The sequence below is a fragment of the Aestuariimicrobium sp. p3-SID1156 genome (assembly GCF_025144225.1).
In the GTDB taxonomy this organism is placed as follows: domain Bacteria; phylum Actinomycetota; class Actinomycetes; order Propionibacteriales; family Propionibacteriaceae; genus Aestuariimicrobium.
This window is the reverse complement of the sequence record NZ_JALXXB010000002.1, coordinates 460419-473104: the sequence shown is the minus strand read 5'-3', so window position 1 is coordinate 473104 and position 12686 is coordinate 460419. Positions and strand designations below refer to the sequence as shown.

Annotated in this window: 11 protein-coding genes and 1 pseudogene; 7 read left to right on the top strand and 5 right to left on the bottom strand. The window is 69.4% G+C overall.

Features of this window, described 5'->3' with window-relative positions; all coding sequences use genetic code 11:
* Nucleotides 1-225: 225 nt before the first annotated feature.
* Nucleotides 226-1251, top strand: coding sequence for a DUF2891 domain-containing protein (locus tag M3G03_RS04970; protein ID WP_259808547.1), 1026 nt, complete (start codon nucleotides 226-228; stop codon nucleotides 1249-1251).
* 12 nt (nucleotides 1252-1263) lie between these two features.
* On the opposite strand, the gene M3G03_RS04965 is transcribed toward M3G03_RS04970, so the two are convergent.
* On the bottom strand, nucleotides 1264-2244 hold the full coding sequence (locus tag M3G03_RS04965; protein WP_259808546.1) for an FAD-dependent monooxygenase: 981 nt from the start codon (nucleotides 2242-2244) through the stop codon (nucleotides 1264-1266).
* Between the two features lie 27 nt (nucleotides 2245-2271).
* Between M3G03_RS04965 and M3G03_RS04960 the strand changes: the two genes are divergently transcribed.
* The 3 genes from M3G03_RS04960 (at nucleotide 2272) to M3G03_RS04950 (ending at nucleotide 6557) form a co-directional block, all read left to right on the top strand.
* Nucleotides 2272-2901, top strand: coding sequence for a DUF4126 domain-containing protein (locus tag M3G03_RS04960; protein WP_259808545.1), 630 nt, complete (start codon nucleotides 2272-2274; stop codon nucleotides 2899-2901).
* 3 nt (nucleotides 2902-2904) lie between these two features.
* Nucleotides 2905-4161, top strand: coding sequence for a hypothetical protein (locus tag M3G03_RS04955; protein ID WP_259808544.1), 1257 nt, complete (start codon nucleotides 2905-2907; stop codon nucleotides 4159-4161).
* Nucleotides 4162-4268: 107 nt separating this feature from the next.
* Nucleotides 4269-6557, top strand: coding sequence for a HelD family protein (locus M3G03_RS04950; protein ID WP_396121875.1), 2289 nt, complete (start codon nucleotides 4269-4271; stop codon nucleotides 6555-6557).
* A 36-nt stretch (nucleotides 6558-6593) separates the two neighbouring features.
* On the opposite strand, the gene M3G03_RS04945 is transcribed toward M3G03_RS04950, so the two are convergent.
* A complete protein-coding gene (locus M3G03_RS04945; RefSeq protein WP_259808543.1) occupies nucleotides 6594-7172 on the bottom strand; it encodes a DUF1707 domain-containing protein in 579 nt (192 codons plus the stop codon).
* A gap of 38 nt (nucleotides 7173-7210) precedes the next feature.
* Here M3G03_RS04945 and M3G03_RS04940 point away from each other — a divergent pair, with 38 nt between their 5' ends.
* Nucleotides 7211-8335, top strand: coding sequence for a polyprenyl synthetase family protein (locus M3G03_RS04940; RefSeq protein WP_259808542.1), 1125 nt, complete (start codon nucleotides 7211-7213; stop codon nucleotides 8333-8335).
* On the opposite strand, the gene M3G03_RS04935 is transcribed toward M3G03_RS04940, so the two are convergent.
* Together M3G03_RS04935 and M3G03_RS04930 are read right to left on the bottom strand one after the other, a co-directional pair.
* The gene (locus M3G03_RS04935; protein WP_259808541.1) at nucleotides 8326-8592 is read right to left on the bottom strand and encodes a hypothetical protein; all 267 of its coding nucleotides are present in this window, start codon (nucleotides 8590-8592) and stop codon (nucleotides 8326-8328) included. The two genes, M3G03_RS04940 and M3G03_RS04935, sit on opposite strands and share 10 nt — an antisense overlap.
* 99 nt (nucleotides 8593-8691) lie before the next feature.
* Complete coding sequence (locus tag M3G03_RS04930) at nucleotides 8692-9498, bottom strand: thiamine phosphate synthase (RefSeq protein WP_259808540.1); 807 nt, start codon at nucleotides 9496-9498, stop codon at nucleotides 8692-8694.
* Nucleotides 9499-9713: 215 nt separating this feature from the next.
* On the opposite strand from M3G03_RS04930, the pseudogene M3G03_RS04925 reads away from it, so the two are divergent.
* Nucleotides 9714-11396: pseudogene (locus M3G03_RS04925) on the top strand (protein kinase); the annotation flags it as partial.
* Between the two features lie 33 nt (nucleotides 11397-11429).
* Nucleotides 11430-12014: a PASTA domain-containing protein gene (locus tag M3G03_RS12915; protein WP_396121889.1), complete on the top strand. Its 585-nt coding sequence runs from the start codon at nucleotides 11430-11432 to the stop codon at nucleotides 12012-12014.
* Here M3G03_RS12915 and M3G03_RS04915 read toward each other — a convergent pair.
* Nucleotides 12007-12627 carry a DNA-3-methyladenine glycosylase I gene (locus tag M3G03_RS04915; protein ID WP_311197479.1) on the bottom strand — a complete coding sequence of 207 codons (621 nt, stop codon included), beginning with the start codon at nucleotides 12625-12627 and terminating at the stop codon, nucleotides 12007-12009. The two genes, M3G03_RS12915 and M3G03_RS04915, sit on opposite strands and share 8 nt — an antisense overlap.
* Nucleotides 12628-12686: the final 59 nt, after the last annotated feature.

Sequence of the window (12686 nt, the reverse complement as noted above, 5' to 3'; positions counted from 1 at the left end):
CGCCCTCGACCATGGACGACACCCGATTCGACCCGGGGTGACCGGAGCCCCGGATGGATGGGGGTCGAAGCCATCCACCCGGGGCGGTCCCGGTGTCCTCCCAGCGATCGAATCAATCGAACCGCTGTTCGAACACCTCCACTATAACCCGCCTCCCGACAGATCCGTCAAGGCCCCTTGTCAGGCTGTGGATAACTCTGCGGAGAGGCGAGTAGGCTGCACCGCATGGACGAGATCACCAGTGCACGCCTGGCCCGCCACGGCTCCGAGTGGGCCGCGACCGTGCGGGCTGTGCTGCGTACCGCCTGGCCCTGGGCACCAGCGCACATGTGCTTGTCAGCAGATGATTGTCAGACCGTTCCCGAGGTCCTGCACCCGGCATTCCACGCCAGTCTGGACTGGCATTCGGCAGCCCACATGCAGTGGTCGGCCATGCTCCTGCTGGAGTCCTCCGAGGACATCACCGCCGCCCCCCACAGCGATCTGGTCGAGGAACTCGACACCCGCCTGACCGCCCAGAACATCGCCGTCGAGGCGGCCTACCTTGCTGAGCGCCGCAGCTACGAGCGTCCCTACGGCTGGGGCTGGGCCGCACTGCTCTCGGCCACCGCCGCCCGCCTCGCGCAGGGTTCGGACCCGTTGGCCAACCACGCAGAGACGTGGGCCGAGGCCCTCAGCCCGCTCTCCGACGTGATCGCCGACCACCTGGTCGCCTGGTTGCCGAACCTGGCTGCTCCGGTCCGCCATGGCGTCCACAGCAACACCGCCTTCGCCCTGGGCCTGGCCCGCGATGCCTACGAGACCCTGGGGCGTCCAGAGGTCGTGACGGCCATCGACCAGGCCGCCATGGGCTGGTTCGCCTCCGACATGGACTACCCGAGCGCCTGGGAGCCTTCCGGCTCGGACTTCCTCTCCCCCGCCCTCACCGAGGCCGACCTGATGCGCCGCGTTCTGTCCGCCGAGGAGTTCGGTCCCTGGCTGCGCACCTTCCTGCCCGTGCTCGGTGAGCCCGGGGACCCCCTGCTGGCCCTGCCGGAAGTCCTCGACCCGACCGATGGGCACGCGGTCCACCTCTACGGGCTCGGCCTCTCGCGCTCGGCCATGTTGCGCCGGATCGCCCCCTGGCTCGAGGACCCCGCTCGCGCGCGCGTCCTGCAGTCCTCCGCCGAGCAGTTCGCCTGGGCCTCCCAGCCGATCAGCGAGGGTGACTTCATGAGCACCCATTGGCTGGTCAGCTTCGCACTCCTCTGAGGTGGAGCCATATCAGGGCCAGGCCAGCGCCGTCCGACAGACAGCCGCCGAAGCCAGCTTGACGGCCTGCCCGGCGACCACCCGACGCTCGTTGTAGCGTCGCAGGGCACGCTCCAGTGGTTGGGTGGACAGTTCCTTGGCCAGCACGGCGCTATCGACGAGCGCCTCGCAGGCACCTCGACCCAGATTGGGCGCCATGGCATGCGCCGAGTCCCCCGCCAGGACGTACCGGCCACGCACCAGGCTGGTCAGCATCGGTGCCTCGAGGACGCGATTGACCAGCGTCCGGCGGGGATCCGCTGCGGCCAGTACGGCCCTGACCGGGGCCGGGAATTCGACGAATTTCTCCCGCGACCAGTCCAGCGCCTGCTGGGGGGTGACCTCGAACTCCCGGGTCGCGGTGTACCAGTTGGTCACGTCGCGGGTATTGGGCGACATGCCGAACAGTGCGCCTCCGCCCCAATACTCCACCAACCCATGCTGGCCGGGTGCGTACTGTTCCACCGGCCCGTCGACGATGCCGCGAAAGGCCATCACCCCGGTCTGGTGGGCGGTGCGTCCGAAGATGGTGTCACGCACCAGCGACCGCACCCCATCGCAACCCACCACCAGGTCACCGGTGAGCTGGGCAGGGTCGCTCACCTGCCCGTGGACCCATTCCACCTCCCCCGGAATCGCCTTCTCCAGGATCGCGAGCAGGTCGGGGCGGGGGATCAACCAGCTGTTGCCGGGAGCGGAATGGAACGTCAGCCGGCGCCCGGAACTGTCGCACAAGTGGGCACTCTCGACCGGTACCCCGACCGCGCGCACCTGGTCGTCCACACCGAGGGTGCGCAGCGCACGCATGGCCGCGGGCCACATGCCCAGCACAGTGCCGAGCTTGATGAAGCCGGGATTGGTCTCGTGCAGCCGGACCCGGAATCGGGAAGGATCCAGCGCGCCCGCCAGGGCCAGACCGGAAACTCCACCGCCAACGATGTCCACGCTGATCATGTCGCCATCCTGCCCTACGCTGGCAGCATGGAGCTGTTCGGATTGACCTTCGCCTCCGGCTGGGCCAGCGGACTCAACGCCTATGCCACGGTCTTCGTACTCGGCTTGTTGGGCCGCTTCGCCCATCTGGACCAGGTGCCCCCCGGCTTCCAGCGCCTGGACGTGTTGGTGATCATGGGCATCCTCGGGCTGCTCGAGCTGGTGGCCGACAAGATTCCCTACCTCGACTCCGCCTGGGACAGCATCTCCACCGTCATCCGCCCCATCGCCGGCGCCGTGATCGGCGCGCTGATTGCCGGTGCCTCCGGCGACCTCCTCACCATCACCCTGGCCAGCGTGGGCGGCGTCACGGCCCTGCTCAGCCACATCACCAAGTCCGGCACGCGGATGGCCCTCAATACCTCCCCGGAGCCGGTCAGCAACATCACCCATTCGGTGGCCGATGACCTCAGCCTGGTCGGCGTGCTGTCCCTGGCTGCGGTCAGCCCGGTACTGGCCGGGGTGGTCGCGGCGGTCCTCCTGGTTGCCGGCGCCATCATCTTCTTCTACCTCTTCGCCAAGGTCCGACAGGGCTTCCGCGCCATCACGCGTTGGATTCGTCGCGAGCCCGCGGTGGCGACTGCCGACGGCAATCCCGACCGTGCGGTACGCAGCTGACCGATGGCCACCCACGTCCACATCACCGGCGGCACGCTCGCAGGGATCGCCGCCGCCCTGCGCCTGGCCAAGGCCGGCCACTATGTCAGCCTCGACCCCGCCGGCCCCCTGGGTGGGCGTGCTCGCGGCCACGACCTGCCGGGTGTGCTGGTCGACGACCTCGAGCCCGTCATCACCCTCCCGGCCGCCTGGCGGGACCTGCTCAAGAAATCCGGACGCGCCTTCACCGCCGAACTCGCCCGCCACGACCTGGATCTGGTCCCGGCCCCACCGGCAGTCCACCGCTGGGAGGACGGCATCGAGCTCCTCCTTCCCGACGACCGCGGCGGCCAGTTGCACGCCCTGCGCCCACTCGTGGGGGATGCGGCCGCCGACCGCTGGACCGCCCTGCTCGACGGCGCCGACACCGTGTGGCAGGCCCTCCGGATGACCGGGACCGAGCGGCCCTTCCCCGCCGGGGATCTCGGCCCCTCGCGCGTCCAGGAGCTGTGGGGCCGCCGTACGCTGGGGCAACTTGCCAGGGAACTGCGCGACCGGCGCCTCGCCGACCTCCTCCTCATGGCCGGCTGGCGAGCCGGGGCCAGTGATCCCGAACGGGCACCTGCCTGGTTGGCGACCCGCTGGACGCTACCGCGCACCTTCGGGCGCTGGCACCTGGCCGATGCCGCCGGCGTGGCCCAGCCACTGGGCGCCATGGTCGAGGTCCTCACCGATCGGCTGGTCGAACGCAGGGTCGACCTCGAGCCCGATGCCGGGGACGCCGACGCCCACATCGATGCGGTTGCGCCCACCCCCGCGCTGCGTCGCGGCTCCGCGTGGGCCCGCTGGCGAGGACGGGCCGTGCAGCCCGTGGCCGTGCGTCCCCCGACCGTCAGCCATGAACTGCATGATGATCTGGACGCCCCCGAGGGCCTCCAGGAGTCGGTTTTCCACACCGCGTCGGGTCCGGTGGTCGGCTGGCAGCGCACCACCCTCGCCGGGCAGGTGCTGGTCACCAGCCATGACCACACCCACCTGCGCGAGGCAGACCCGGCCCACGGCTGGGACCTCGCCAGTTGGGACACGTGGGTCGCGCGCCCCCTGCTGGCTCCCGAGCAGGAGGGCATGCCGTGGCGAGCCTCGTCGGCGTCCCATGCTGGCAATGAGCCGTGGGCCGAACTGCTCAGCGGCGCCCTGGTCACCTACGAGGTGCACGAACTGCTCACCGGCGAGGACATCCGCCCGACCAACAAGGAGCTCGGCCGGGCGCGGCGAGCCTGAACTCCACTCCCAACCCGGACGGCGTGGCGACCCTCACACCCCGAACCTGTCGTCCCCGGACCGCCCACCGGGTAAACTGGATCGTCAGTCTTTCGAAGGACCAGATCTTGCACGAGCAGAAGTCCCCTGAAAATCCCTCCGAATCGCGCGGCAGCGAGACCAGTGGCGTCGACCGCAATGACCACGTGGCTGGCCGAGGAGGATCCGAAGGCGCCGAACATGACGTCGTGAGCCAGGAGATCGCGGGCGAACAGGCCCACGTCGACCGGGTCTACCAAGCCCTGGACGTGGCGACGCGCTCCGCCCAGCAGGTGGCCGCCGAGGGCAAGCGGATCTACCAGACCGATCGCGGTGACTACCTTCGTGAGGAGGACGGCACGGCCCTGTTCGAACGCGACGCGTTCGCCTACCAGTCCGCCAAGCGGCTGGCAGCCCTGGACTCCGAGCACGAGGGCCTGGTCTTCGGCCGCCTCGACCTGACCAATGACACCCGCTACATCGGACGCATCGGCGTGCGCGACGACGACTACGAGCCGCTGGTGATCGACTGGCGTGCCCCGGCCGCCGAGCCCTTCTACCGCGCCACCCCGCAGGCCCCGATGAACGTCATCCGGCGCCGCGTGCTGCGCTGCCGCAACGACCGCGTGGTCGGCATCGAGGACGACCTGCTGGACTCCAGCAAGGATTCCGGTCTGCTGATCGTGGGCGAGGGCGCGCTGATGGCCTCCCTGTCGCGTGCGCGCGGCGACGCCATGCGCGACATCGTGGCCACCATCCAGGCCGAGCAGGACGAGGCGATTCGCGCACCCCACCAGGGGGTGACGATGATCGCCGGCGGTCCTGGCACCGGTAAGACCGTGGTGGCTCTGCACCGTGCGGCCTATCTCCTCTACACCCACCGTCGCCGTTTCGAGCGGGGTGGGGTGCTGGTGGTCGGCCCTTCTGCGGTCTTCATGAACTACATCGAGCGGGTGCTCCCCAGCCTGGGCGAGGATGCCGTCACCCTGCACCCGGTGGGCGGTGTCGCCCGCGACGTGCTCGGCTTCAGCACCGAGCGCGTGGATGCCCCCGAGGCTGCGACCCTGAAGGGTTCGCTGCGGATGCTGCCGGTGCTCAAGGCGGTCGCCAATGAGCCGTTGACCGGGCGCCTGGAGCCCCTGCGTGTGTCGGTCAAGGGCGAGGTCCTCACCCTGCAACCGGCCCAGCTCACCGCCATCCGCAACCAGGTGCTCGAGGGACGCCGCATCAATCGCGCTCGTGAGGCCGCCGAGAAGGCGCTGCTGAATGCGCTGTGGAACCAGTTCACCAATGAGCACGAGCTGGGCCGGGAGGTCTTCGACGACCTCGCCAGCTCGCAGGCCTCCTTCGTCATGTTCATGCACGCCTGGTGGCCCTCACTGGAGGCCACCGACGTACTGGCGCGGCTCGGGGACCGCGAACTGCTCGACCGGGTGGGTGCCAACCTCACCACCACTGAGCGAGACGTGCTGGCCGCCAGCTACGACCCCGGCCTGATGGAACGCTCGTCGCGCGGTCGCGGGAACCCCGGCTGGTCGGTGGCCGACGTGGCGCTGCTCGACGAGCTGGTGGCGATCATCGGCCTGCCCGAGGCCGACCCGGAGGCCGACCGCCCCGTCTTCATCGAGGGCGGAGCCGACGTCCCCGAGTTGGTCACCACCGCCGACCTGCTCAGCCGACAGCGCGAGGTCGACCCCGATGAGGATCCGCAGGAGACCTTCGCCCACGTGTTGGTCGACGAGTCCCAGGATGTCACCCCGATGCAGTGGCGGATGCTCCGTCGCCGCGGTCCCCAGGCCAGTTGGACGCTGGTGGGCGACGTCGCACAAAGCTCCTATCCCCACCTGGAGGAGACCCGTCAGGCGATCGCCGACATCGCCGGGAGGGGCCCGCAGCAGCGCTTCCGGCTCTCCACGAACTATCGCTCCCCCGCCGAGGTCTTCCGACTCGCGGCCAAGGTGGTGACGGCGGCACACCCCCATGCTGACCTGCCCCATGCTGTGCGCTCCACCGGGGTCGACCCCGTGCTGGACACGGCCCCGGTCGAGCAGCTGCCCGCCGCGCTCGCGCGGCACGTCGCCGATCTCGCCGGGCAGGTCGAGGGCACCATCGGCGTGCTGGCCCCGCCGAGTTTGATCGACCTGTCCCGCGATGCTCTGGAGGGCGCCCCGGGTGCCGAGCGGGTGCGCGTCGTGACCCCGCTGCAGGCCAAGGGCCTGGAGTACGACGCGGTCGTGGTGGTCAGCCCCGACGACATCGTCGCCGAGAACCCCGGTGGGGAGCGGGTGCTCTACGTGGCGCTGACCCGTCCGACGCAGCGTCTGGTCACTCTCGACATCGAAGGGGACGCACCGGCCCGCTGGCGCCGTGTCCTCTGAGACCTCAGGCGCTCACCCGGCCCCGCGGGCGCGCCCTCAGGAGCCGCGTTCGATCTGCTCCACCGCATACTTCGCCGTGGCCAGGTCGGCGCCGGTCTCCTCGCGGTAGCGCTTGATCGCCTGGATCTTCAGGCCATGCCCCAGCAGTGCGCGGACCTCAGAGGTGATGTCGCCGCGCTCGTAGGTGATGGTCTGCTGGTCGGTGCGGAAGGCTGAGCGAAGCCCGCCCATGACAGGTGCCCCGAAGACGACAACGAAGAACAGCGGCCAGAGCCTGAACCCGATGCCCGCCGCGAGGACGAGGATCAGGGGCAGCGCCACCCAGACCATGGACGAGAACCCTCCAGTGGTCCGGGGCACCTCCACCACCCGGGTGACCAGGTCGGCCGTCGGCTTCATCACCGGCAGCGGAGCAGCCGTGCGCCCGTAGATCCACCCGTCGTCGGGGAGGTCATCGAAGAGCGCCGCCACCTGCCCGGCAGTACGGGCCTGCAGCGCTGACTGCATCCGCTCCTCGAACTCGTGCATCTCGAGTCGACCCGCCGCGTGGTGGCCCTGGAGTCGTCGGACGGCGTCGTCTCGTTCCTCGAAACCAATGCGCGTGTCGGAGTCCACCACGTCACCCTACCCCGGGGCCGGGCTAGGCTCGATCCGTGGCTCTTCCCTCATTCCGTCCTGATGACCCCGTTGGCGCCGACTTCCGCGAAGCGGTGAGCGAGGCGATCTCCGCATTCCTGGCGGAGAAGGGGCAACACCTCCAGGGGATCGGTCAGGAACTCGAACCGCTCCACCGACTGGCGACAGAGTTCACCGCCGGCGGCAAGCGCTTCCGGCCTGCGTTGTGCTACTGGGGCTACACCGCCATCGCAGAGCAGCCCGAGGACGCAGGCTGGCTGGTGCGCGCAGCCGCCTCCCTCGACCTGCTGCACGTCTCCGCCCTGGTCCATGACGACGTGATGGACGCCTCGGACACACGCCGCGGCGTCCCCGCCGTGCACCGCCAGTTACAGCAGTGGCATGAGCGGGAGCACGGCCGGGGTGGCGCCGAGGCCTTCGGCCGCGCCGGCGCGATCCTGCTCGGGGACCTGCTGCTGGTGTGGAGCGCCGAAATGTTCGATCGCTCCGGTCTGCCGATGTCCACCCGGGAGCGTGCCACGCGCCTGCTGGAGCAGATGCGCGAGGAGGTCACCTGTGGACAGTTCCTGGACGTGGTCAGCCAGACCCAGCTCTTCGCCGACCAGGACGCGCTCAACCCCGACAACCTGGCCGCCGAACTCGACCGTATCTACCGCGTGGTCGACTACAAGTCGGCGCGCTACTCCGCGCGCCACCCACTGGAGATCGGCGCCGCACTGGCCGAGGCCGAGGACTCCACCCGGGTCAGGCTGGGCGACTTCGGTTCTCTGATCGGGCGTGCCTTCCAGTTCCGCGACGACCTGCTCGGTGTCTTCGGCGACGAGGACAAGACCGGCAAGCCGGCCGGGGACGACCTGCGCGAGGGCAAGCGGACCGTACTGGTCGCCCATGCCCTGGCGGCTGCGCCGCGGGAGCAGGCCAGGGAGCTCGACGCCATGCTGGGCAATCCCCACCTAGAGGCCGCACAGATCGACCGCGCACGCGAGATCATCATGGGGGTCGGCGCCCACGAGGCCGTGGAGGGCGAGATCGCCTCCAGCGTCGCACAGGCACTGTCCGTTCTCGCCGAGACCCCGGTCACCACCGAGGGTCGGGAGGCGTTGGAACTACTGGCCGCGATCGTGGTCGACCGTCAGGCCTGATCCCCGTCGGACTCCTTCACGGGGTCGGTCACGGGGTCCTGGGCAGCGGGACGCTTCGAGCCTCGACGCACCGGCTTGTCGTCAGCAGGGGTGCGGGAGAACCGTGAGGGCAGCACGATGCTGCCCTCGTCCAGGTCGACCTTCATCGGGCCGCGTCCGCCCTTCTTGGTGGTGAACACATGGACCTTCTCGAAATCCTTGTTCTCGCGCCAATGCCGATCACCCGGATTGAAGATCTCGAAGATGTTCTGGGTCATCGGGCAAACACCACCGCCAACTCGGGCTGCTGCGCAGCATGTCTCGACCTCCCCCGGGGCTCCGGGTGGATCACGTTCTTGCCATAGTAGTCCCACGTCTCAGAGGGAGAGGTCTCGCGTCGTCGCCCAGCTCCCGGAATCGCCGGGAATCGGCGGCACAGCCCTGAACGTGGCCTTCTTCTGAGGTCCGCCCAGGACGCGGAAGGCGTGGTCCCCAGCCCCCGGCAGGCTTTCCCAGTGGGCGCGGAGCCGGTCGGCGAAGAGAGCTGCTGCGGCAGCTGGCGCCTCGGCGTCCATGATCGCGGTGGAGACCGCCACCCGGGCAGCCCCCGCGTCGAGCACGTCACCGAGGTTGTCCAGCGTGATGCCGGTGGTGGCGAACCAGGGGACGCTGCGCTCGTCGGTGACCGGCAACTTCTCCGCGAACTCGCGAACCAGGTCGAGACCGCCCTCCCGTCGCCCGAACAGGGTGCGTCCGGGGAACACCGGGCCCACGCTGAGCCAGTCGGCGCGTACCGTCAGCGCCCGGTCAGCCTCATGGATCGAATCGACGGTGCACCCCACCAGCGAGTACTGGTGCAGCCTGCCCCGCTCCTGCCGGACTCGTCCGGGGCCGTCGTTGAGGTGCAGCAGGTCGGCCTTCACGGCGGCGGCGAGTTTCGGGTCACTGCCCACGCACAGGAGTTTGCGGTGGTCGAAGGCGGGCTGGACTGCTGCCTCGAAGAGCTTCTGGGCCCTGTCCTCGGAGACACCCTCCGTGCGGAGCTGGATGATGTCGACCCCCGCTCCGTACATGGCATGGACGAAGTCGACGAAGTCCTCGCGATGGTCGAAGCGGCGGAGGTCGGCGACCAGGTGCAGGCGGGAGAGCAACAGGTTCTCGCGCAATCCGATGAGTGCTACCACGCTGTCAGGATAGGTCGTCAACGCCCGCTGGACGCCTGCTTGCCAGAAAGGCCCACCCCGCAAATAGCAGTAGCCTCTGACAAATTCTGCCCGGGACTCGCCGGGGATCCTCGTCAGGGCCCGCCGATCCCTGCGCCTAGTATTGTCCGCAGGCTGACACGGCCTCTTCCTTCCCCAAGAACCGTGTTTGGAGCATTTCTGTGACCAGTCGTGGCATGAGCGACCCCATGGTGGGGCGTGTGCTGGATGGTCGCTACGAGATCGTGGCTCGAGTGGCTCGTGGCGGCATGGCAACCGTCTACCGAGCCCAGGACATCCGGCTGACCCGTGAGGTCGCCGTCAAGGTGATGCACGACGGGCTCGGCGACGATGCCGAGTTCGCACGCAAGTTCGATCGCGAGGCTCGCGCCGCCGCACGTCTTTCCAATCCGCACGTGGTGAGTGTCTTCGACCAGGGCGTCGACAATGGTCGCCCCTACATCGTGATGGAGTTCGTCAATGGTTGCACCCTCCGCCATGTGCTGACCAGGGAAGCACCCCTGGAACCGCTGCGGGCCCTTGACCTGTTCGAGCCGGTGGTCCATGCATTGGCCTCCGCGCATGAGTCCGGGCTGGTCCATCGCGACGTCAAGCCCGAAAATGTGCTGCTCAGCCAGCGCGGCGAGATCAAGGTGGCCGACTTCGGGCTGGCCAGGGCTGTCACGGCTCAGACCGCGACCGCCACCCAGGGCCTGCTGATCGGCACCGTGAGCTACCTGCCGCCCGAACTGGTGACCAATGGACGCGCCAACAAGCGCTCCGACATCTACAGCTCCGGCATCCTGCTGTTCGAGATGTTGACCGGCCAGAAGCCGCACAAGGGCGACACCCCGATCCAGGTCGCGTGGAGCCACGTCCACAACGATGTTCCCGCCCCGAGCACGCTGGTGCATGCCGACGGTGCCTGGAAGCGCGATTCGAGACGCATCATCCCGCCCTACCTGGACGCCCTGGTCATCGCCTGCACCCGTCGCCAACCCGCCCTCCGCCCTGCTGATGGACGCGCGCTGCTGGAGCTGGTGCGCCGGGCTCGCACCGCCCTCAGCCAGGGCATCATGGACGACCCGGCACTCACCGACGCCATGCGCGCCTCGGTCATGGTCGACGACCACGACCTGGAGCACACCGCCCCCACCGCGGCGGTGGCCCCCCAGAAAATCCTGCGCGCCGCCGAGGAGCCGGCGCGTCCGGTCTCCTTCCGGGAGCGCAGCGCCTCCTCCCCCGTGAGCTCGAGGCATGCCATCGGCGCGCGGCAGCCGGTCGGGGCGCGGCAGGTCCGGGCCACCAGCCGGCCGGGAACCCCCACGTCGCCGGTGGATCTGCCCCGCGAACGGGTGCTCTGGCAGCACGTGGGCGCCGGGAGCCCCGTTCCCCCTCCCCCGGCCGGCCCCCGGGGAGGGTCCGGGGCCCGACGCGCTCCGCGGGCACTGGACTCCACCGCGGCGCGCCCCGGGCGTCCCCGTGGCAGTGCAGCGCGGGACCACGGAGGCGGTGGCGGGGAGGACCTGAGCGAGGAGAGCAGCCGGGTCAGGCGGCCCCGCAGCGCCATCACCCCGGTCTTCCCCCAGATCAGCCAGGACCCGGTGCACAAGCGCCGGCGTGGGCTGGTCGGGTTGCTCTTTCTGCTCATCCTCACCCTCGGTGGCACCGGTTACGGCTACTGGTACCTCGAGCACGGACGCTGGACGGCCGCGCCTGCGGTCAGTTCACTGACCCAGGAGCAGGCCGAAGTGGTGGCGAGCCAGTCCGGGTTCGCCGTGCACACCACCGAGGCCTATTCGGAGTCCGTGGCCAAGGGTCTGGTGATCTCGACCACCCCCGAGGCCGGTACGCGCGTGCTCAAGGGGTCCACGGTGAACGTGGTCGTGTCCCGCGGGCCCGAGCGCTATGCCATGCCCAAGGTGGTCGGGTTGACCGAGCAGCGTGCCACCGAAGCCATCGAGGCAAGCCACCTCAAGGTTGGGGCGGTGAGCACCCAGTACGACGAGAAGGTCGCGAAAGGGACAGTGATCTCGGCCCAGCATGCCGAGGGCGTCCGGCTCAAGCCTGAGGCGACCGTGGATCTGGTGGTGTCCTCGGGGCCGAAGCCGATCGCGATTCCTGACACCGTGGGCAGCTCCGACGACCGGGCACGCGCGACACTCACCGACCTCGGCTTCACCGTCGCCGCGACGGGTGAGAATCACGACACGATCCCGGAGGGCGAGGTGATCCGGCAGACCCCGGCTCGCGGAACGGGCAAGGCGGGCGACACCGTCACGCTGGTGGTGTCCAAAGGACCCGTGCTGGTCGTTGTCCCGAAGGTGACCGGGAGAGATGAGCAGTCAGCCCGCACCCGCCTGGAGCGGTCCGGCTTCGCGGTGAAGGTGGTCTACAACACCCGCCCGGTGATGCGCCTCGACGTCGTGGCCATGCAGGATCCGGGTGCCCAGAAGATGGCGCCCAAGGGCAGCACTGTCACAATCTGGGTCAGCTGATCTCGAGGCTGTCGCGGCGCGCAGCCAGGTCACAGCTGGCCCGAAAATCACAGCTCGCCAGGTGGTCATTCACCAGGCCGATCGCCTGCATCATCGCGTAACAGGTGGTCGGGCCCACGAAGACCATCGCCGCCTGCTTCAGCGCCTTCGACAGGGCGACACTCTCCGGTGTGGTGGCGGGCACGTCCTTGGCCCCCTGCGGCGCGGGGCGCCACGGCGGCCGGTGGGACCAGACCAGGTCCACCAGCCCGGGGCCGTTGCGCAGCCCCACCACCGCGCGGGCGTTGGTGATGGTCGCCTCGATCTTGCGGCGGTTCCGCACGATGCCCGCATCATTCAGCAAGCGCTCGACGTCGTCTGGACCGAAGCGGGAGACGAGGTCGGGATCGAAGTCCGCGAAGGCTCGCCGGAAGGCGTCCCGTTTGCGCAGGATGATCGACCAGCTGAGCCCGGCCTGGAAGGCCTCGAGGCTGATGCGTTCGAACAGGCCGTGCTCGTCGGTGACCGGGCGACCCCATTCGGTGTCGTGGTAGTCGCGATCACGTTCACCCCCCTCGGACGCCCAGGGGCAGCGCGACAGCCCGTCTTGCACAACGGTCCCCTTCGGCACCATGCGGCCTCCTTTCCCGGCGGAACCAGCCGGCGGACTGCGCCGGGACATCCCCGACCCCG